The sequence below is a fragment of the Flavobacterium selenitireducens genome (assembly GCF_014748335.1).
Classification (GTDB): domain Bacteria; phylum Bacteroidota; class Bacteroidia; order Flavobacteriales; family Flavobacteriaceae; genus Flavobacterium; species Flavobacterium selenitireducens.
In genome coordinates, this window is the sequence record NZ_JAAVIY010000003.1 from 159021 (window position 1) to 178554 (window position 19534).

17 protein-coding genes are annotated in these 19534 nt (G+C 48.4%); 11 read left to right on the top strand and 6 right to left on the bottom strand.

What is annotated here, in order from left to right:
- Position 1: 1 nt before the first annotated feature.
- From HC229_RS06635 to dusB, 8 genes are all read left to right on the top strand, one after another.
- Positions 2-484, top strand: a complete 483-nt coding sequence (locus tag HC229_RS06635) for a hypothetical protein (RefSeq protein ID WP_191019684.1) — start codon at positions 2-4, stop codon at positions 482-484.
- A 13-nt stretch (positions 485-497) separates the two neighbouring features.
- Positions 498-1664 carry a DUF2062 domain-containing protein gene (locus tag HC229_RS06640; RefSeq protein ID WP_223845546.1) on the top strand — a complete coding sequence of 389 codons (1167 nt, stop codon included), beginning with the start codon at positions 498-500 and terminating at the stop codon, positions 1662-1664.
- Complete coding sequence (locus tag HC229_RS06645) at positions 1665-5327, top strand: 1-acyl-sn-glycerol-3-phosphate acyltransferase (RefSeq protein WP_191019685.1); 3663 nt, start codon at positions 1665-1667, stop codon at positions 5325-5327.
- Positions 5311-6828: a phytoene desaturase family protein gene (locus tag HC229_RS06650; RefSeq protein WP_191019686.1), complete on the top strand. Its 1518-nt coding sequence runs from the start codon at positions 5311-5313 to the stop codon at positions 6826-6828. Before HC229_RS06645 ends, HC229_RS06650 begins: the two co-directional genes overlap by 17 nt.
- The gene (locus HC229_RS06655; protein ID WP_191019908.1) at positions 6828-8531 is read left to right on the top strand and encodes a C45 family autoproteolytic acyltransferase/hydolase; all 1704 of its coding nucleotides are present in this window, start codon (positions 6828-6830) and stop codon (positions 8529-8531) included. Before HC229_RS06650 ends, HC229_RS06655 begins: the two co-directional genes overlap by 1 nt.
- Before the next feature lie 63 nt (positions 8532-8594).
- Complete coding sequence (locus HC229_RS06660; RefSeq protein WP_191019687.1) at positions 8595-9884, top strand: phenylacetate--CoA ligase family protein; 1290 nt, start codon at positions 8595-8597, stop codon at positions 9882-9884.
- Positions 9881-10465, top strand: coding sequence for a hypothetical protein (locus HC229_RS06665; RefSeq protein ID WP_191019688.1), 585 nt, complete (start codon positions 9881-9883; stop codon positions 10463-10465). The genes HC229_RS06660 and HC229_RS06665 overlap by 4 nt, the downstream gene beginning before the upstream one ends.
- A gap of 95 nt (positions 10466-10560) precedes the next feature.
- Entirely contained in the window at positions 10561-11553 is a 993-nt protein-coding gene (gene dusB / locus HC229_RS06670; RefSeq protein ID WP_191019689.1) for a tRNA dihydrouridine synthase DusB, read from the top strand.
- A 27-nt stretch (positions 11554-11580) separates the two neighbouring features.
- On the opposite strand, the gene HC229_RS06675 is transcribed toward dusB, so the two are convergent.
- The gene (locus HC229_RS06675; protein WP_223845548.1) at positions 11581-11961 is read right to left on the bottom strand and encodes a DUF983 domain-containing protein; all 381 of its coding nucleotides are present in this window, start codon (positions 11959-11961) and stop codon (positions 11581-11583) included.
- A gap of 124 nt (positions 11962-12085) precedes the next feature.
- On the opposite strand from HC229_RS06675, the gene HC229_RS06680 reads away from it, so the two are divergent.
- Entirely contained in the window at positions 12086-12955 is an 870-nt protein-coding gene (locus HC229_RS06680) for a helix-turn-helix domain-containing protein (RefSeq protein ID WP_191019691.1), read from the top strand.
- A 5-nt stretch (positions 12956-12960) separates the two neighbouring features.
- Here HC229_RS06680 and HC229_RS06685 read toward each other — a convergent pair whose 3' ends face one another.
- The 3 genes from HC229_RS06685 to rbfA are packed head-to-tail and all read right to left on the bottom strand — an operon-like array spanning position 12961 to position 15133.
- On the bottom strand, positions 12961-13548 hold the full coding sequence (locus HC229_RS06685) for a hypothetical protein (RefSeq protein ID WP_191019692.1): 588 nt from the start codon (positions 13546-13548) through the stop codon (positions 12961-12963).
- Positions 13545-14741, bottom strand: a complete 1197-nt coding sequence (locus HC229_RS06690; protein WP_191019693.1) for an ABC transporter permease — start codon at positions 14739-14741, stop codon at positions 13545-13547. Before HC229_RS06690 ends, HC229_RS06685 begins: the two co-directional genes overlap by 4 nt.
- Positions 14741-15133 carry a 30S ribosome-binding factor RbfA gene (rbfA, locus tag HC229_RS06695; RefSeq protein WP_191019694.1) on the bottom strand — a complete coding sequence of 131 codons (393 nt, stop codon included), beginning with the start codon at positions 15131-15133 and terminating at the stop codon, positions 14741-14743. Before rbfA ends, HC229_RS06690 begins: the two co-directional genes overlap by 1 nt.
- A gap of 157 nt (positions 15134-15290) precedes the next feature.
- Here rbfA and HC229_RS06700 point away from each other — a divergent pair, with 157 nt between their 5' ends.
- Entirely contained in the window at positions 15291-15557 is a 267-nt protein-coding gene (locus HC229_RS06700) for a hypothetical protein (protein WP_191019695.1), read from the top strand.
- 61 nt (positions 15558-15618) lie between these two features.
- Here HC229_RS06700 and HC229_RS06705 read toward each other — a convergent pair whose 3' ends face one another.
- Entirely contained in the window at positions 15619-16641 is a 1023-nt protein-coding gene (locus tag HC229_RS06705) for an LLM class flavin-dependent oxidoreductase (protein WP_191019696.1), read from the bottom strand.
- 226 nt (positions 16642-16867) lie between these two features.
- Positions 16868-17284: a response regulator gene (locus tag HC229_RS06710; protein ID WP_191019697.1), complete on the bottom strand. Its 417-nt coding sequence runs from the start codon at positions 17282-17284 to the stop codon at positions 16868-16870.
- A 313-nt stretch (positions 17285-17597) separates the two neighbouring features.
- Here HC229_RS06710 and HC229_RS06715 point away from each other — a divergent pair, with 313 nt between their 5' ends.
- Entirely contained in the window at positions 17598-19520 is a 1923-nt protein-coding gene (locus HC229_RS06715; protein WP_223845549.1) for a T9SS type A sorting domain-containing protein, read from the top strand.
- Positions 19521-19534 lie beyond the last annotated feature (14 nt).

Here is a 19534-nt window from a genome sequence, read left to right on the forward strand (position 1 = left end):
TATGAAAATCATCGCCTCGATCGTTTGTTTGTTCGTTCTTGCTTTTGCCGATATAGCCGAAGTGAGGAAACTTTATCCCGACGCTGCCAAAACCGAAGAAAGCGCCAACGCGTTCCACGCCAAGATGAGTTCGGTACAAGAGTCGGACGCGAATAAAGCACTCGTCGCCTACAAAGGCGCTGCCGAAACATTGTTGTCCAAATACGGGAACACGCTCGGGAAAAAGACCAAGCACATGAAAGCGGGCGCGAAACTCATCGATGCCGCGGTCGCCGCCGATGCCGACAATATCGAGATTCGCATGATCCGGCTCTCGGTTCAGGAAAGCGTCCCGAAAATCGTCGGTTACAAGAAAAACATCAAGGAAGACAAAGCGTTTATCGTAGCCAATTTCGGTAAAAGCGGAGCACTCAAAGACTACATAAAAAACTTCATCGTGCGTTCCAAGTCGTTTTCAGATGAAGAAAAAAAGGCTTACAAATAGGCTGCTCTGACCGATGACGCAAGTGACGCAGCAGATGGAGAAGCTCAACGTATGTGTGATTATTCCCACGTACAACAACCACAAAACGCTCAGGCGCGTGATCGACTCCGTGCTTGCATATACTGCCGATGTGATTGTCGTAAATGATGGCGCTACCGACTCCACACCCGAAATCCTTTCCGACTACCCGCAACTTACGATTGTTACCCATCCTCAAAACATCGGGAAAGGCATGGCGCTGCGCAACGGTTTCGCCAAGGCTCGCGAAATGGGTTTCGATTACGCCATTACGATAGATTCGGACGGGCAACATTTCGCTTCCGATTTGCCTGTTTTCCTCGATTCGCTTGAATCGGAAGGCGAGGCACTGTTGATAGGCGGACGAAACATGACGCAGGAAGGTGTTCCCAAAAAGAGCAGTTTCGGCAACAATTTTTCGAATTTCTGGTTTTGGTTCGAAACCGGGATCCGGCTCGAAGATACCCAATCGGGTTACCGGCTTTATCCGCTGAAGCGCATTCCGAAAAAGTATTTTACGAAGAAGTTTGAGTTTGAAATCGAAGTCATCGTGCGTTCGGCCTGGCGCGACATTCCTGTAAAAAACGTTCCGATACAGGTTTTATACGATCCGAGCGAACGGGTTTCCCATTTTCGTCCTTTTAAAGATTTTACGCGCATTTCGATACTCAACACGGTCTTGGTCACGATTTGCCTGCTCTGGATATTCCCGCGCAACCTGTTTCGGAAACTAAAAAAAAAAGGCCTTAAGAAATTCCTGCTCGAAAATGTGCTGCACAGCGAAGATTCGAACCGCGTGAAAGCACTGTCGATCGCGCTGGGCGTGTTCATCGGCATCAGCCCGTTTTGGGGATTCCAAACGGTGCTTTCGCTGTTTCTGGCCACCGTTTTTAGACTCAACAAAGCTATTGCGTATATTTTTTCGAATGTGAGCATCCCGCCGATGATTCCGCCTATCGTCGCGGCTTCGCTCTGGATCGGGAGCTTGGTTTACGACACGGGCGCGCCTTTATTCCCTCAATTGCCGATCACGTTCGAAAAGCTAAAAGACCATTTGGGCCAATATCTCATAGGAAGTCTTACTTTAGCGGCAATCGCGTCGGTCGTAGCCGGATTTTTGAGCTACGGATTGCTGTCGGTCTTCAAAAAAGAATCCAGGTAAATGCATCGTTTTTTCTTCGCCATACACGATTTCGTTAGTCGCAACAAGACGGTTTCGATTGGGATCGGATTGGCTATTTTGTGCGTTTTCGGATTTTTTGCCTCGCGTTTGAAATTTGAGGAAGACGTCACGAAACTGCTTCCGGTGAACGACAAGCTCGACGTGACGGCAAAGGTGTTGAAACAGGTCAATTTTGCCGATAAAATCACGGTCATCTTTGAGTCCGAATCGAGCGGAACGCCCGAAGATCTGCAGCAAACCGCCGAGGTTTTCATCGACGCTCTCGAAAAGTCCTGTAAACCATACTACAAAGAAATCCAGGGCAGGATTGGGGAAGAAAACATTGAGGAAACCATTGGGTTTGTATTTGACAATCTGCCGCTGTTCCTCGACGAGTCCGATTATGCGCGAATCGACCAAAAGCTATCGACCGATTCCATAAAAGCGACGGTCGAGGCGAATTATCGTTCGATTTTGTCGCCATCGGGAATGGTTACGCGAGAATTCATCCAACGTGACCCGCTCGGCATTTCGTTCATCGGACTTAAAAAATTGCAGCAACTGAGCCTCGGGGACGATTTCACTTTAGAAAACGGCTTTGTGATGACGCGCGACAAAAAAATGTTGTTGCTGTTCATCGCGCCCAACCAAACGGCTTCTGAAGCAGATAAAAATGCCGAATTCTCAACAAAACTATATGCGATCAAAAACGCGATCAACCAGTCGAAAACGAAGGTTAGTTATTTCGGATCGCCCCTGATCGCGGTAGCCAATGCCACTCAAATAAAAGGAGACGTGCTGTTTACCACGATCCTGGCGATGAGCGCGCTGATGCTGATCCTGATGTTGTTTTACCGCAAAATCACAATTCCGGTCATCATTTTCATCCCGACGATTTTCGGGGCTCTGTTCGCGTTGACCGTCCTGTATTTCGCAACGGAGACGATTTCTGCCATTTCGTTGGGAATCGGTGCGATCCTGATTGGGATTACGATCGATTATTCGCTCCATATCCTGACGCATTACAAGCACAATTCAGACGTAAAAACCGTCTATAAAATCATCACCAAGCCGTTGTTCATGAGCTCCACGACGACGGCGCTTGCGTTCTTGTGCCTGCTTTTCGTAAAGAGTGAGGCCTTGCGCGACCTCGGGATTTTTGCTGCGGCCATCGTAATGGGTTCGGCGTTTTTTTCGCTGTTGATCGTTCCCCATCTCTACAAACCGAAGGCGGAAGCGGCGGTCCATAAAGAGAATTTTATCGAGCGCGCCGCCGGATTTTCGTTCGACAGCAGCAAATGGCTCATCGGCGGTTGCGTGATATTGGTGGCCGTCAGTTTCTTTACGGCTCAAAACGTGAAGTTTGACAGCGATCTGTCCAAGCTCAATTATGTTCCGGGCGATATCCGTCAAGCGGAAAAACAACTCGAGAAAAACTCGAGCCTGACGTCCAAAACCATTTATGTCGCGGCCTACGGCAACAGTCTCGAAGAAGCTTTGGCGAACAACTCGCGGCTTTTCCTCGATTTGGAATCAGATAAAAAATCCGGTAAAATCCTCAATTTCAGCTCCATCGGCGGACTGGTTCTCCCGAAATCCGGACAGCAAAAAAAAATCGACCGATGGAATTCGTTCTGGACCATCGAAAAAATGGAGTTCGTGAGGAGCAGCTTGATTTCCGAAGGGGAAAAAGTCGGTTTCAAACCCAATGCATACGAGCCATTTTACCGATTGCTTTCACGTCGGTTCGATCCGATTTCGATAGACGAGCTCAACCAGGTAGCGGCTTTGCAACTCGGTGAATTCATCGCAAAAAAGCAGGGCTTTTTCACGGTTTCGTCTCTTGTCAAAGTTTCGAATGCGCAACGCGATGCTTTTGTCAAATCGGCAGCAGCCAAACAAAATATCGTCCCAATCGACCGACAGCAAATGAACGAGACGTTCCTGAAGCAGTTGCGAGACGATTTCAACAACCTTGTCGACTATTCGCTGATTGCCGTAATCGCAATACTCTTCGTGTTTTTCCGCCGCATCGAAATCGTGATCGTCGCCACCATCCCGATTGTCCTAACCGGATTGGTAACCGCTGGAATTATGGGGATTTTCGGTCTCGAGCTCAATATCTTCAGCACGATCGTCTGCACGCTCATTTTTGGCCATGGCGTCGACTTCTCGATTTTTATGACGAGCGCGCTTCAAAAGGAATATACAGATGGGCGCGATGAACGCAAGGTGTACCGGACTTCGATTATCCTGGCGGCGATAACCACGATTTTCGGAGTCGGTGCGCTGATATTCGCCGGACATCCGTCGCTTCGATCGATTTCGTCTGCCGCATTGATTGGCGTTTTTGCGGCCTGCGCCATGATTTTCGTGTTGTATCCGATGATTTTCAGGTGGGTTTTCTTCGCCCGACGCAAAAAAGGTTTCGCGCCTATCGAACTCAGGAGGGTGCTGCATTCTTTTTTTTCGCTCGCGTATTACGGAATCGTAGGTTTTGTGGTCTCCTTGCTGAGTTTCGTGATCATGAAGTTGCTTCCGGTTTCCAAAACGCGCAAAAGCCGGATCTTTCACAATGTGATGTCGGCTTATATGAATTCGGTGTTTTACACGTATCCGGCCGTCAAAAGGCGTTTGTACAATGAGTTTGGGGAAAATTTCGGGAAACCGGCCGTCATTATTGCCAATCATACTTCGTTTTTGGATGTGATGGCGATGGGCGGCCTCAATGGAAAGATTATTTTTTTGGTATCTGACCACGTCTACAACAATCCTATAATCGGCCTTGGCGTGCGAATGGCAGGGTTTTATCCGGCCAGCGAGGGCCTCGAGACAGGCGTAGAGCATTTGCGCGAAAAAGTTGCTCAGGGCTTTTCGATCATGATTTTTCCGGAAGGCACGCGGTCTCAGGACAATTCGATCAAACGCTTTAAAAAAGGGGCATTTTTCCTCGCCCAAGAGTTCCATCTCGATATTTTGCCGGTGTTGATCCAAGGATATTCGGAGGCGGCCCCAAAGAACGATTTCATCCTCAACGGAACTACGACAGCAATCAAATTCCTGGCGCGCATCACACCCGAAGACTTGCGTTTCGGGAAGGATTATTCCGAACGGACAAAGAAAATCAACGCCTATATGCGGGACGAGTTCCAGAAATTGCGCGCTCAGGAGGAAGGCCCGGAATACTGGAAGAAATTTGTATTGGGCAGTTTCGATTTTAAGGAAGAGTATGTCGTGAGCGCTGTAAAGTCGGACATTGACAAAAACATGGAAGCTTATTACCAACTCGGAAATCACATAGCGCCTAAAGCTAAAATGCTGCACATTGCAGACGATTACGGCCAGCTCGATGTCTTGTTGGTTTTCCAGCAATCGTTGCGCAAAATCGATTCCTATATAGCCGATGAAGAAAAACGCCGTGTGGCAAAAACGAGTCACCTGATGGCGGCGCGTGACCTCGAATACATCGACTTCCCTGTAAAAAAATATGACCTGATCCTGATAACGGCCAAAGAAGTTGAGGCAGAAGCGGTTTCAAAACTTTCCGATGCGGTAATTTTGTTCGATAACGCTACTTTTGTGCCTATTTTTGAAGGATTAGGATTTGCGGTTTCACATCGCGAGGACAACATAACGATATTGAGACGTGAAGGAGAAGTATGACGTGGTAATCATCGGCAGCGGCCTTGGAGGGCTTGTCTCGGCCGTAATCCTGGCCAAGGAAGGTCACAGCGTGTGCGTGCTCGAAAAAAACAACCAGTTTGGCGGGAACCTTCAGACGTTCGTGCGCGACAAAACTATTTTCGATACAGGGATCCACTACATCGGCGGATTGGGAAAAGGCGAAAACCTGAACCGCTACTTCGAGTACATCGGGATCATGAACGGGTTGAACCTCAAAAAAATGGACGAAGACGGGTTTGACCGCATTTCGTTCGGTGACGATGGTTCGGAATATCCTCACGCACAAGGTTACGACAATTTCATCGATCAACTTTCCGGGTTTTTTCCGGATGAGCGTGAAAACCTCGAAGCATACTGCACTAAAATCCAGCAAACCTGCGATTCGTTCCCGATGTACAACCTCAAGATCGACGGAAAATACGACCAGGCAATTTTATCGCTGAATGCCAAGGAGACCATAGACTCTGTCACGAAAAACGAACGATTGCGCGCAATTTTGGCCGGTTCCAATTTTTTGTACGCCGGAATTGCCGAAAAGTCGCCGTTCTATGTGCACGCACTTTCGGTAAATTCATATATACAAAGCTCGTGGCGCTGCATCCATGGAGGAAGCCAGATCACGAAATTGCTGATCAAACGGCTAAAGGAAAACGCAGGAGAAACTTACAAATACCGCGAGGTCGTCAAGATAAATTCGGAAGAAAATAAAGTGACGTCGGTCGTGATGAAAGACGGCTCCGAGGTTTTTGCGGATATTTTCATTTCGAATATCGAACTCAAGACGACCCTCGAAATGGTCGGCGAAGACAAGTTCCGCAAAGCATTCTTCGACCGTATCAAAAGTCTTGAAGGGTCGATGTCCGCATTTAGCGTGTATATCGTTTTTAAGCCCGAAAGTTTCCCGTATATCAACCACAACTATTATCATTTCCGCGACAGCCGTGATGTCTGGAGCGCCCACGATTACGACGAGGATTCGTGGCCGAAAGCCTACATGGCCTCGATGAATGCCAGCGGCCAGAACGACGTTTGGGCCGACGGCATGACGTTCATCACCTACATGAAGTTCGACGACGTCAAAGCTTGGGCGGATTCTCACAACACGACGGCCGAAAAAAGCGACCGGGGCGAATCGTACGAATCGTTCAAACAACGAAAAGTCGCCAAATTTCTAATTGAGATCGAGCGGAAGTTCCCGGGAATCAACAACTGCATCAAGTCGGTTCATACTTCGACGCCTTTGTCCTACCGGGATTATATCGGTGGGTTTGAAGGCAATATGTACGGTTATGTGAAAGATTCAAGCAATCCGATGAAGACTTTTATCGCAGCCAAGACCAAGCTCGACAATTTGTATCTCACGGGCCAAAGCGTCAGTGTACACGGCGTTTTAGGTGTTACGATAGGCGCGGTTTTGACCTGTTCGGAAATCCTCGGCAAGGACTATTTGTTGAACAAAATCATCAAACATACCGAATGATGAACGCACGACTGTTTTTGCGATCGCATAGCCGCAGGACTCGCGCAGTGGTGGCGATTTTTTTTGCCATTGCGGTCGCTTCGTGCGGCACTTCGGGTTCTTTGCGCCACAAACCGATAGTTCAAGGATACGACAACTCCATTCCCGGTGTTGAAAAAATTTCCCCGGAGCGCTATATCTCCGGAAACAACTTCCTGTTGAAGAACAAGCAGCGGCAATGGGAGTTGTATGTCGAAGGCGATCCGCTTCAAATCGGGCTTGCGACGGGCGCACTCGAAGATTCGCTTCTCAAAAAGCAGGAAAAGGTGTTTTTTTCAAAAATCGAGGAAATCGTCCCGTCAAAAAACAAGCAAAAGTTGTTGCGCAAAATCCTTACGTGGTACAATCGCAAGCTTTATCTGCACGTTCCCGAAGAATACAAAACCGAGATCTACGGACTTTCGCAATACACATCCCACGATTACGACTTCATCGCGCCTCCGTATCTGCGATCGCTTTACCTTCACGGCGCTCATGATATCGGGCACGCGATGCAGGATCTGATGCTTGTCGGATGTTCGTCTTTCGCGGCCTGGGGCGACAAGTCCGAAGATGGGAACTTGATTTTGGGCCGCAATTTCGATTTCTACGCCGGAGATGATTTCGCAAAAGACAAAGTGATCGCTTTTGTCAGGCCCGATAAAGGGAACCCGTTTATGATGGTGACCTGGCCGGGTATGATAGGCGCTGTGTCGGGTATGAACAACCAAGGTTTGACGGTGACGATCAATGCCGGAAAATCGAAGATCCCGCTTATCGCCAAGACGCCGATTTCGATCCTGACGCGCGAAATCTTGCAGTATGCCACGACCATCGACGAGGCGATAGCCATTGCCAGGAAACGGCAGGTTTTTGTGTCCGAAGCGATCATGGTCGGGAGCGCGAAAGACGGGAAAGCCGCGTTGATAGAGGTTTCCCCGAAAAATTTCGGCGTATACGAAGTTGCGAACTCGGCCGATCAGTTGTTGTGCTCGAACCATTTCCAAAGCGAATCTTACAAGAACGACAAACGCAATAGCGACGCAATCGAAAATTCGCATTCGAAGTACCGTTTCGACAAATTGACGGAAGAGTTCGATCAGAATCCGAAGATAAATCCAGCAATCGCCGCTTCGATCCTACGCGATACAAAGGCAATCGAAGGCGGGCTGCCACTTGGTTACGGAAATGAAAAAGCCCTCAATCAGCTGTTGGCGCACCACGGCGTAATTTTCCAGCCTGTCGGTCTCAAGGTTTGGGTTTCGGCTAATCCATATCAATTGGGCGAGTTGGTTTGTTATGATTTGAACGAAATTTTCGGGAAACGTCACGACGGGAAATCGCTTGAGACGCTTTCTTCTCCTGAATTTGCAATTGCGAAGGATCCTTTTGCCGATTCCGACGCTTTCAGGAAATACGAACAATATCGCATCGAAGACCGCAAAATGGATGAATTCCTAGACAAGGAATCGGAAATGAGCGATGAATTTGCCCAAAATTACCAATCTTTGAACCCAGACCTTTGGATCGTCCATTACAAAGTGGGTCAATATCATTTCGCACGAAAAGAATACGCGAAAGCAAAACCGCATTTCGAAGTTGCGCTGACAAAGGAAATCACGACGCTTCCGGCAAAAAAACACGCCCAGGAATACCTCAAAAAAATCAATCGAAAACTTAACTAATCAGTTGGGATTCCTATTTTTGAAATCCGATATAATCCGCGAATCCGCGGCAAAACGATATAAATGATCCCGAAAATCGAAACCGCTTCAGCCGAAGAAATAAAAGTATTCCAGGAATCGGAACTGGCCAAAACGCTCCAATATGTTTCCCAAAATTCGGCTTATTACAAAAAACTTTTTAGCGAGAGAAATATTGATGTTTCGGGTATTGGATCGTTGGACGACCTGCGCAGGATTCCCGTGACGACCAAAGCGGAACTTCAGGCATTCAACGACGATTTTTTGTGCGTTCCCACGGCGGAAATTATCGATTATGCCACAACTTCGGGCACGCTTGGCGATCCGGTGACTTTCGGCTTGACCGACAACGACCTCGATCGTTTGGCGTATAACGAAGCTATTTCGTTCGATTGCGCCGGGATCAAACAGGGCGACGTCGTCCAGCTCATGACCACGATCGACAGGCGATTTATGGCCGGGCTTGCCTATTTTCTCGGGTTGCGCAAGATGAAAGTCGGCGTGATTCGCGTCGGCGCCGGAATTCCGGAATTACAGTGGGATTCGATCCTGAAGTACAAACCGACGTACCTGATAACGGTTCCATCTTTTTTGCTGAAACTCATCGAATACGCGGAAGCCCACGGCATCGACTATAAGAATTCGGGTGTAAAAGGAGCGGTTTGTATAGGAGAAGCGCTGCGCGAGCAGGATTTTTCCGACAGCACGCTATCGCGCAAAATTGCCGAAAAGTGGGACATCGAACTTTATTCGACCTATGCTTCTACCGAAATGGCCACGGCGTTCACCGAATGTGAATTCCATCTCGGCGGGCATCATCATCCGGAACTGATTGTCGTGGAAACCGTGGACGATGACAACAATCCCGTTCCCGACGGACAACCCGGTGAACTCGTGATCACGAATCTCGGTGTGGAAGGAATGCCGCTCATCCGCTTCAAGACGGGCGATATCGTGCAATTGCATCGCGAACCTTGCCAATGCGGACGAAATACGTTGCGTGTCGGGCCCGTTTTGGGACGCAAACAGCAAATGATCAAATACAAAGGCACGACGTTGTACCCGCCGGCGATGACGAACGTTTTGAACGATTTCGAGAACATTGACCTGCACGTCATCGAGATATCTACGAACGATTTGGGAACTGATGAGATCGTCATCAAACTTGTCGTCAAGGAAGAATCGGAACAATTCTTACGCGAGATCAAAGACCATTTCAGGGCGAAATTGCGCGTGACGCCACGCATTGAATTCACGACGAAGGAAATTTTGAATCCTGTAGTTTTCAATCCGATGAGCCGCAAACCAATCACTTTTTTCGACTACCGGAAATGATACGAAAATTTGTCATTTGCATTATCGCGCTGCTAAATTTCGTCTCGGTTTCCGGCCAAGATGAAAAACAATTCTACAGCGCGGACTTTAATTGGAGAATCGATCTTCCTCATGGTTTTTACACCGTTAGCGACGCCGAGTCTGCGCAACAAGTCAAACGTGGAAAGGAGATGTTTGAGGCGACGCTCGGTTCACCTATTGTCAACCAGGCGGTTCCAATTTTTTCGTTTAAAAAAGATCAGTTCAATCACATGGAGGCTAACTTCCAGCCATTCGACGAAGCTACGGACGGCCCTTACGAAGATTCTGTGGAAATGCTCCAACAATTGTTGATAGCGTCATTTGAGCGGGAAATTCCGGGCAAACCGATCAAGTCGCGTATTTATAAGGAGACGATCGACGGACTCGAATTCTATGTGAGCTATATCTCCCTCGAAGGGCTTCCGAACAACGGAGCGCTCCACATGTACATGTTCAGTCGGTTATTTGGGAAACGCGATTTCAGCGTCGGAATCGTTTCGCTGATTCCTCAAACGGAGCAAACGATGCTCGAGGTATTGCGAAAGTCGACATTCCACTGAATTTGATGCGAGGGTAGCGGTAGGCAGCATTGGCCGGGAAATCAATATGCCGCTCCGGGCTTTTGACTTCCGACTTTTCCCCTTACCTTTGCACAATGGTAAAAATCGGCAATATCGAACTCCCTGAATTCCCGCTTTTGCTTGCGCCTATGGAAGACGTGAGCGATCCGCCGTTTCGTCGCCTGTGCAAGCAGCATGGAGCCGATTTGATGTTTTCTGAATTCATATCATCCGAAGGGCTCATCCGCGATGCGATCAAAAGTCGCCAAAAGCTTGATATTTTCGATTATGAGCGCCCCGTCGGCATACAGATTTTCGGAGGAGACGAGGAAGCCATGGCGATGTCCGCCAAGATCGTCGAAACGGTCAATCCTGATATTATCGACATCAATTTCGGGTGCCCGGTCAAAAAAGTAGTGTGCAAAGGGGCAGGAGCCGCGGTGCTCAAGGACGTCGATTTGATGGTCCGACTTACCAAAGCCGTTATCGATTCTACGAGTTTGCCTGTTACGGTCAAGACGCGTCTGGGTTGGGACGAGAATTCGATCAACATAGACGAAGTGGCCGAAAGGTTGCAGGATATCGGCGTTCAAGCCTTGTCGATACACGGCAGGACGCGCGCCCAATTGTACAAAGGGGAAGCCGATTGGACGCATATTGCAAGGGTAAAGGACAATCCGCGCATCACCATGCCGATTTTTGGCAACGGCGACATCGATTCTCCTGAGAAAGCGCTCGAATACAAGAATAAATACGGTATCGACGGTATCATGATCGGACGCGCCGCGATAGGTTATCCCTGGATTTTCAACGAAGTCAAGCACTTTATGGAAACCGGGGAGAAATTATCCGCCCCGACGATGAAAGACCGCATCGAAGCTGCCAGAAATCACCTGACCTGGGCGATGGAATGGAAAGGCGACAAACTCGGGATCGTCGAGACGCGCCGCCATTATACGAATTATTTCAAGGGCATCGCCAACTTCAAGGAATACCGTCAAAAGCTCGTCACCACCGACGGCAAGGACGATTTGTTCGCCATTTTCGACACGATTGCCGACGTTTATTCGGATTACGAAATTGCTTGAGATGTCTGAAGTTTTTCGTCGTCCTGGTTAGACGGTCGTTCGGCTTTCGACTTTCGGTTTTCGAACTAATGAGTCATCGTAATTCACGAACAAATTGATGTAAATATTGCGCGAAAGTCTTGTAATCAGCGGCATCAATGCAATCAGTATGATAAATATCGCGGCAAACGACTGGACGAGGTCGAGCCCGAATCCCACTTTTACAATCCCGAAAGTTATTACACCGACCAGTACGGACAACGCGTAACTCACATACATCGCCCCGAAAAAGAAATTGGGTTCGACCTTGTATTTAAAGCCGCAATTCTGGCAGCGCTCGTGCATTTTCATCGTTTCGATAATATTGTACGGATTTGGGTTCACATACATATTTTCTTCATGACATTTCGGACATGATCCGGTTATCATACTTTGTATTTTGCTCTTTTTGCTAAACATGGTCAATAGCTTTATGTTGTTGATACAAAGATCGGATGACAATCGGTTTTCAGGTTAGGACAAAAGTTTGCTAAATTTGTACTTTACGGACATTATGCATAGAATCGAAATTCTTGGTATCGACAAATTCAAAGGTAAGAATGTCCTTTCGGGTTACTATGTCAACACCTTGGCCGATCATTTGGTCACGAGCCACCAACATATCGAGAAGCCCCACAAGCACGATTTTTACGCTACGATGGTTTTTACGTCCGGGATGGGTTCACATACGGTCGATTTCAAGACCTATGAAGTCAAGCGGGGCAGCGTTTTTATGATGTCGCCCGGCCAGGTCCACCATTGGGAATTGTCTGAAGATGCTGATGGTTTTATCTTTTTTCACACGGCGGCGTTTTACGAAATGCGTTTCTCGGACGAACTGTTGTCCGATTACGCGTTTTTTTCCCAGGTGCGATCGGTCGATCACGTGGATCTTCCCGCTTCTGTAATCGACGATTTTACGCGGCATTTTCGGGAAATGTCCGAAGCAGGTTTTAGGGACGAAAAATCCAAACGCCACTTCATCATCAGCCATATCACACAAATTTACCTTGAAATAGATCGTGCGCTGCCAAACGGTAGCCTGGCGCAAAACCGATCGGGATATGCCGAAAAGTTTTCGCAATTCGCCAAGTTGTTGGAAACCCGGTTCAGGGAAGAAAAGTCGCCCGAATATTACGCGGCTGCGTTGCATATCACGGCCAAGCATCTCAACCGCATCAATCGGGAAACCGTCGGGCAATCGACTTCGGGGATCATTCTCGATCGCGTAATGCTCGAAGCGAGGCGCAAACTCATACATGCGACGGGAAATTACAACGAGATCGCATCGGCACTCGGCTACGACGATTATGCGTACTTTTCCAAACTGTTCAAAAAGAAAGTAGGCGTAACGCCATCCGGTTTCAGGAAACGCTTTCGGTAGTCGTATTAAATCTTGATCGAGGCCAGGATTTGGGTGAAAAGCGCTCGGCAATCGTCTTTAGAAGTATCCATGAAATTGAGTTGGTAAAAAAGGTCGCCATGCGGAATCGCGTAGATGATCGTACGGACTTCCTCCACGCCGTATTTGGTTTCCAGTTTGTTCAGACCTTTCATGTGGATGCCGGTTTTTTCGCCAATTTTCACGGGCGTTGGCGGCACGGTTACGGTAAAATCCGGAAAGCTTTTTTTCAGGCTGGAAAAACTTTGCCCGATCATTTGTTTAAAATCGGATGCCGATTTTGTCGGATTAGACCGCAACAGTATCTTGATGGTAGGAATGACTCCCTTGACCGAATTCAGGTCGTATTTGTAAAACGCTACAACGTCTATCGAACCGCGGTGGCTGCGCAGCAATTCCTGGAGTTTTTCAGGAGGTAGTTGTATTCTTTCGGATGCGTTTTCAATCGCTTCGCCGGTTTTGGCCTGGAGCCAGTCGGCCGGTCGCTCCATCGAAAACCCAAAGCGTTCGTCTCGGAAAATCTCTTGGGAAAAACCGATCGAAGTGACCAGTAAAAGCAATAAGTAGCGCGTCATTCTTCCAATGTTTTTTGTACGCGTGATGATGCGATCAGCGAAGCCAGGAATCCGAAGCCGAAAATCGTAAAAAACACAATGGCGATATTCTGGAACGTGAATACCACGGGATATGGCAAAGTCGGCGTAATCATAATGAGCTTAAAATGTTGCTGCAGCAAGATCACGGCACCGCCCACGGCCAGCCCGAAGACGCCGGCAAACAAACAAAGCAAGCTGCCTTGAAACAGGAAAATCTTGCGTAAATCGCGTATTTCCACGCCAAGAGCCGTGAGTGTTTTAAGGTTGTTTTTCTTTTCGATGATCATCACGATAAGTGCTCCGGCGAGGCTGAAAAGCGCCATGATCACCACGAGCGTGAAAATCAGGTAGACCACGAGGTTTTCGCTGTTGAGCATTTTATAGAGCGATTCGTTGAGCTGCGCCCGCGATTTGACATCCGTTGCCGGAAGTATCGTGGCAATTTCTTCGGATACGTTGTCCATATCGGCATTCGGATCCAACTTGAACTCCACGGCCGAAACCTGGTCGATCTTATAATTGAGCAGGATTTGCGCCAGTCGAAGGTCCGCAAAAACGTATTTGCTATCGAGTTCTTCGCTGATGGCGTAAATTCCGACAGGTGCCAAAACCGCTTTGGTAAAGGCTTCGTCGGGATTTTCGATATCGCCTTTCCCGGGTTTGGGCATATAGACTTCGAACGGGTTGTTGAAGTCGAGCAAGCCGAGCGACAATCGTTGGGAAATTCCGTATCCGACGACGACCTGGGCGGTATTCGGTTCGAGCCATTGTCCCTGAAAAATGGTTTTGTTGATGCTGTTCACTTGTCCGAAAAGGCTGTCGACGCCCTTGAGATAAGCCACTTGTTCCTTAGCGTCAAACACGAACAATACGCGCTCTTCTATCACTTTGGAGACCATTCTTACACCGCTGATTTTTTGGAGTTTGCGGGTTTGTTCTGGCGAAACGGTAAATATTTTTCCCTTTTGCGGAAGCGCTTTCAGGTCTGGATCGAAGTCGTTGCTGAACGATAAGCTGAAATCCTTGAGTCCGCTGAAAACCGACAACACCACAAACAAAGCGGCGGCGCCAACGACAATGCTGATCGAGGCAATGCCGTTGATGAGGTTGATCGCGTTGTTCTTGCTCGCGGTCCTCAAATAACGTTTGGCTATGTAAAGCGGGAAATTCACTAGGATTTTTTGCGGCGCTCGAGCAAATCCCGGTTTTCGATAGGATTTTCTTCTCCTTTGAGTGCTTTGTCTATTTTTTCGATATAGTCGAGCGAATCGTCAATGTAGAACGTCAGGTTGGGCACTTTGCGCAATTGCATTTTGACGCGTTGCGACAAATCGTGCTTGATCAGCGGCGTATTCGACTTGATTGCGGCCAAAGTTTCCGGAGCTTTATCCTGAGGGAAAATACTAAGGTGGACCGAAGCCACCGACAAATCGGACGTCACTGAAACCTTCGAAACCGAGATGACAAGGTTCGCGATCGCATTTTTGCGCACCTCGCCTTGTAAGATATCGACCAAATCCTTTTGCAGTACGCCTGCGATTTTCTTTTGACGGTTTGTTTCCATGGTGCAAAGGTAGGGAATTTGTTTTTTGGGAATTGACGATTCCGGGCGTATGTGATGCCGCTCCAAAATCTTAATCAACCAAAACGATATCGTGTAAGGAATTCACGCATTCGCTGTCGTAAATTGCCGTGATGATAACAGCTTAAAAACGACAATTATGAAACGCATTTATTTCTTTTTCCCGATTTTACTGATGGCGATGCTGACGCTGGCTTGTAACAACAGAAACGAAAACGACGAAAACGCCAAGAACAACGAAAGCGAACTCGGTACCCAAATCGATGAACAATCGAAAGGCCAGCGCGACAGTACGACGCATATCAATCCGAATGTGATCGACACGACCGCGCCTGCAACCGAAGGGAATGCAGTGGAAGCTTCCCAACGCAACGACCCGAAAGCGACTCCGGCAACCAAAGAGTAACGATCAGAAAACTCGTTCGAGCACGATGGCAAAAACCGGTCGGAATTAGGCTAAATTGGAATTAGTCAATTTTTTTCAACATCGGAATCACCTTAGAGCCGATGATTTCAATTGACGACATCAGCTGATCGTGGCTGAGCCCGGCGTTGTCCATCTGGAAAGTAAAACGATCGATACCACCTAACGCGCGGCTGTGTCTCGACAATTTTTCGGCGACCTCTTCCGGGCCACCTATTACGATGGCGCCTTCGGGTCCTGACTGGGCATCAAAACGGTTTCGCGTAACCGGAGGCCAACCGCGTTCCTTCCCTAATTTTGTCCAGAGTTCCTGGTAACCCGGGAAATAATTGGCTATGGCTTTCTCGGTCGTGGATGCCACGTAGCCCGGAGAATGCAATCCGACCTTCAAATCGCCAGCTGCAAAGCCCGCCTCGCGTCCGGCCTGTCGGTACAAATCGACGAGCGGGGCAAACCGTTCGGTTTCACCACCGATGACGGCTACCATCAACGGCAATCCCAATCTTCCGGCGCGCGCAAATGATTCGGGAGTTCCGCCAACGCCAAGCCAGACGGGCAGTTTTTCCTGCAACGCTCTTGGATAAACGGGCTGATTTTGAAGCGAGGGCCTGAATTTGCCGGACCAGGTGACGAATTCCTCGTTGCGGATTTTCAGGAAAAGTTCGAGTTTTTCCCTAAACAGGTTGTCGTAATCGTCGAGATCAAATCCGAACAACGGATACGATTCTATCGCGGAACCTCGTCCCACGACTACTTCCGCGCGACCTTTGGATATCAGGTCAAGTGTGGCGAAACTTTGGTAAATCCGGACAGGATCTGAAGTGCTCAATACCGTCACGGCGCTCGTCAAACGGATGTTTTTGGTTCGTGCCGCGGCGGCCGCGAGAATCACCGCAGGAGCGGAATCCAGAAATTCTTTCTTGTGGTGTTCGCCGATTCCGAATACGTCGAGTCCTGATTGGTCCGCCTGTACGATGCGCTCCAGTAACTGTTCCATTGCGTCGGCGCTGCCAAGGCTGGTGCTTCCGTACATAGCGGACGCAAAGCTGTCGATTCCTATTTCCATGTGTGTAGTTTCGTGTTTGAATGGTTGGCGAGTCGCCGTACCGAGAAATGTCAGCAATACGACAACTCCGGACATTTATAACAGCTCTCAACTTTTGTGAAACACGACGAAGTTAGGCAATTCTGAAGTGTAAAAAAATGACATTGGTCAACGCTTTTCGTTCCGATTATTATTGCGGACGAATAAACGATTCAACGGCAATCAGATGGAGGGGCATTATGCGCAGTTAAGTCGCCTGGAGATATTTCTCCCTTGAAAGCACAAATTCATTCTCCTCGGACCAGTCCATCTTCAGCACCATTTTCACGGCATGTGTCAAATCCCAGAAGCTATTCGGTTTTACAAGAAACAAATTGGCGCCTGCGTTACGCGCACGTTCAACCGTAGCCTGGTCGTTCGTGGTCGTAAACATGATGACCGGAAGTTCGGTCTTGGAATATTTTTGTCGGATGATTTCGAGGATTTCAAAACCTGTTCGCTTGGGCATGTTGATGTCGAGGAAAACCAGCGAAGGCGACTCAAGATGGTCTTCGATGTTGTCACCGCTGTAAAAGACCTCGAATTCCTGTTTCAAGTCCTCCATGGCTTGGGCGAAAAGTAAAAGATCATCTGGATCGTCGTCGGCAAAAAATATTTTATTCATGTCTCGTTTTTTGCCAAAGGTATATTTTGGTCGAAGCTGTGGGCTTATATTTGAATTAGAATGGATTGTACGATTACCAGTATAACGTTAGCGGCATGTTGTTTTGAGCGGCGCTTTCGCAACAAAAATACTTAACATAAAATTAACAATTTAGTAGGAATTTTATTTTAAAGTTCCAAAAATTGAGTTAAATTGCGCCATTCAAAAACCACTCGGCGATTCATCGCGGCTCCCTAAGAGATTTGATTTGGAAGTACTGCCCGTACTTTAAGTTTGTATTTGTTTTTACCAGATATAATTAAAATTCAAATCCATGAACCTACACAAACCCTTCTGGAGTTGGTATGCCTTTGCGGCATGTGTGTTCACGCTGACTTCGTATTCCCAGGATATCTTATGGGAACGGTCCTATGGCGGGAAACATGCCGAGCTCCTTTTTGACGCTATCCCTACCGCCGATTATGGCTTCATCTTGGCCGGTAGCTCCGTCTCAGGTGCCACCGGAAACAAAACATCCGCTAACCGGGGCGATCTTGATTATTGGCTCTGGAAAATGGACGAACATGGCGAAGCGGTCTGGCAGAAAACCTTTGGCGGCAACGGCATGGATATTTTGCAAAGTATCCGGCTCACGCCCGATGGCGGATTTATATTGGCAGGTACCTCTACATCAGGAAAAGGCCTGGACAAAACCGAGGGCGCACGTGGTCTCTCGGATTTTTGGGTCATAAAACTGGATGCTGGTGGCGGTTTGCAATGGCAAAAGACGATAGGAGGTATTGATTCGGACGAATTGGTAGCTGTGCTGGTTTCCAAAGACGGCAAATACTTGCTTGGCGGAACCTCCGCATCTGGCATTTCGGGTGAAAAAACCGACAAGAATCGCGGCGGGACAGATCTTTGGATCGTCCAGCTCGACGGTTCCGGGAATATAGAATGGCAGCAAACCTACGGCGGTCTCTATAACGAGCAACTGCGCGGCTTGTGCCCTGCTCCGAGCGGCGGCTATATGGTTTTGGGATACACCAATTCTCCTGAATCCGACGAAAAGAAGGGCAAAGGTTTTGGGAAAGGTGATTTCTGGGTGTTGCGCCTCGATGTTCGAGGTGAGCAGCTGTGGCAGCAAACCTTTGGAGGCGATCTTGACGACCAGCCGTTTACAATATTGGCCCTCAATAATGGCGACTATCTTTTGGGCGGCAATTCAGCGTCCGGGACCTCGGGTAATAAAACTACATCTGCTCGCTCGGGAAGTGATTTTTGGGTAGTGCGCATGGATGAGCAAGGGAATTCCGTCTGGCAGGAATCGTATGACTTCGGAAAGTACGATATCCTTACCTCGCTGACCGAAAATCCGGATGGCAGTATTCTGATCGGCGGCCACGCAAAAACCGAAACCCGCGGAAAGTCTAAAGAAGAAGAAGGAATCAATGACTACATCGCATTAAAGGTAAAGGCGAACGGAGAAGAAATTTGGAACAGGCATCTGGGAAGTGATGGAGATGACATCCTCCGCAAATTGATACAAACACGGGACGGAGGTTACCTCTTGGCCGGGACTTCAAACGCGGCCAAAAACAATTACGCGCTGCGTCGCAAAAACGGTAAGAGAAAAAACCAGGGGTTGTCAGTTGCGGGAAAAGGCGAATCTTTGGCAGTTTCAGATAATGCTCAAAAAGAGGTTGACGAAACGCTCACGCAAGGCCGCGACGCCGTAAACGATATTTACAAGGAACACACCGAAGGCCTGCGCGACGAGCTTAGCGAAGCCCTCGGGTCCCAAGACGGTCCGATAAAAACCGGTATTGCCGTTCCAACGAACGTCGTTGGCCAAGGTTCGGGCAAATCGGCCGGAGTCGACGCCGACGCACTTTCCGGCCTCTCCGGAAACAATTACCAAAAGCAGCCCGCTTCAAAAAACAAGACCCTTAATTACGGGACAAGCGATTTTTGGGTAATCAAGCTCAAGGACAAGGATAAGAAGGAAAAAGCGCGTCAGTCGATCGAGGCTGCGCCAAATCCGGCGCGCAATTACACCAATGTCATTATCGGTTACGACTTTGAAAAAGGCACGGCAACGGTGTTTGACATAGCGGGCCACATGCTTCAAAGTTTTGAAATTACGACAGGGCGGACCGTGCCTATCGACCTGGGAAGCTACCCGGAAGGCATCTATATCGTTGAGGTCAAAACCGAAAAATCAACGGATGCGGTCAAAGTAATGAAATCAAGATAAAATAATTCTCCAAA

Coding starts and splice junctions, on each gene's coding strand:
- HC229_RS06635 (WP_191019684.1), top strand. CDS start 2: ATGAAAATCATCGCCTCGATCGTTTGTTTGTTCGTTCTTGCTTTTGCC.
- HC229_RS06640 (WP_223845546.1), top strand. CDS start 498: ATGACGCAAGTGACGCAGCAGATGGAGAAGCTCAACGTATGTGTGATT.
- HC229_RS06645 (WP_191019685.1), top strand. CDS start 1,665: ATGCATCGTTTTTTCTTCGCCATACACGATTTCGTTAGTCGCAACAAG.
- HC229_RS06655 (WP_191019908.1), top strand. CDS start 6,828: ATGAACGCACGACTGTTTTTGCGATCGCATAGCCGCAGGACTCGCGCA.
- HC229_RS06660 (WP_191019687.1), top strand. CDS start 8,595: ATGATCCCGAAAATCGAAACCGCTTCAGCCGAAGAAATAAAAGTATTC.
- HC229_RS06665 (WP_191019688.1), top strand. CDS start 9,881: ATGATACGAAAATTTGTCATTTGCATTATCGCGCTGCTAAATTTCGTC.
- dusB (WP_191019689.1), top strand. CDS start 10,561: ATGGTAAAAATCGGCAATATCGAACTCCCTGAATTCCCGCTTTTGCTT.
- HC229_RS06675 (WP_223845548.1), bottom strand. CDS start 11,961: ATGATAACCGGATCATGTCCGAAATGTCATGAAGAAAATATGTATGTG.
- HC229_RS06680 (WP_191019691.1), top strand. CDS start 12,086: ATGCATAGAATCGAAATTCTTGGTATCGACAAATTCAAAGGTAAGAAT.
- HC229_RS06685 (WP_191019692.1), bottom strand. CDS start 13,548: ATGACGCGCTACTTATTGCTTTTACTGGTCACTTCGATCGGTTTTTCC.
- rbfA (WP_191019694.1), bottom strand. CDS start 15,133: ATGGAAACAAACCGTCAAAAGAAAATCGCAGGCGTACTGCAAAAGGAT.
- HC229_RS06700 (WP_191019695.1), top strand. CDS start 15,291: ATGAAACGCATTTATTTCTTTTTCCCGATTTTACTGATGGCGATGCTG.
- HC229_RS06705 (WP_191019696.1), bottom strand. CDS start 16,641: ATGGAAATAGGAATCGACAGCTTTGCGTCCGCTATGTACGGAAGCACC.
- HC229_RS06710 (WP_191019697.1), bottom strand. CDS start 17,284: ATGAATAAAATATTTTTTGCCGACGACGATCCAGATGATCTTTTACTT.
- HC229_RS06715 (WP_223845549.1), top strand. CDS start 17,598: ATGAACCTACACAAACCCTTCTGGAGTTGGTATGCCTTTGCGGCATGT.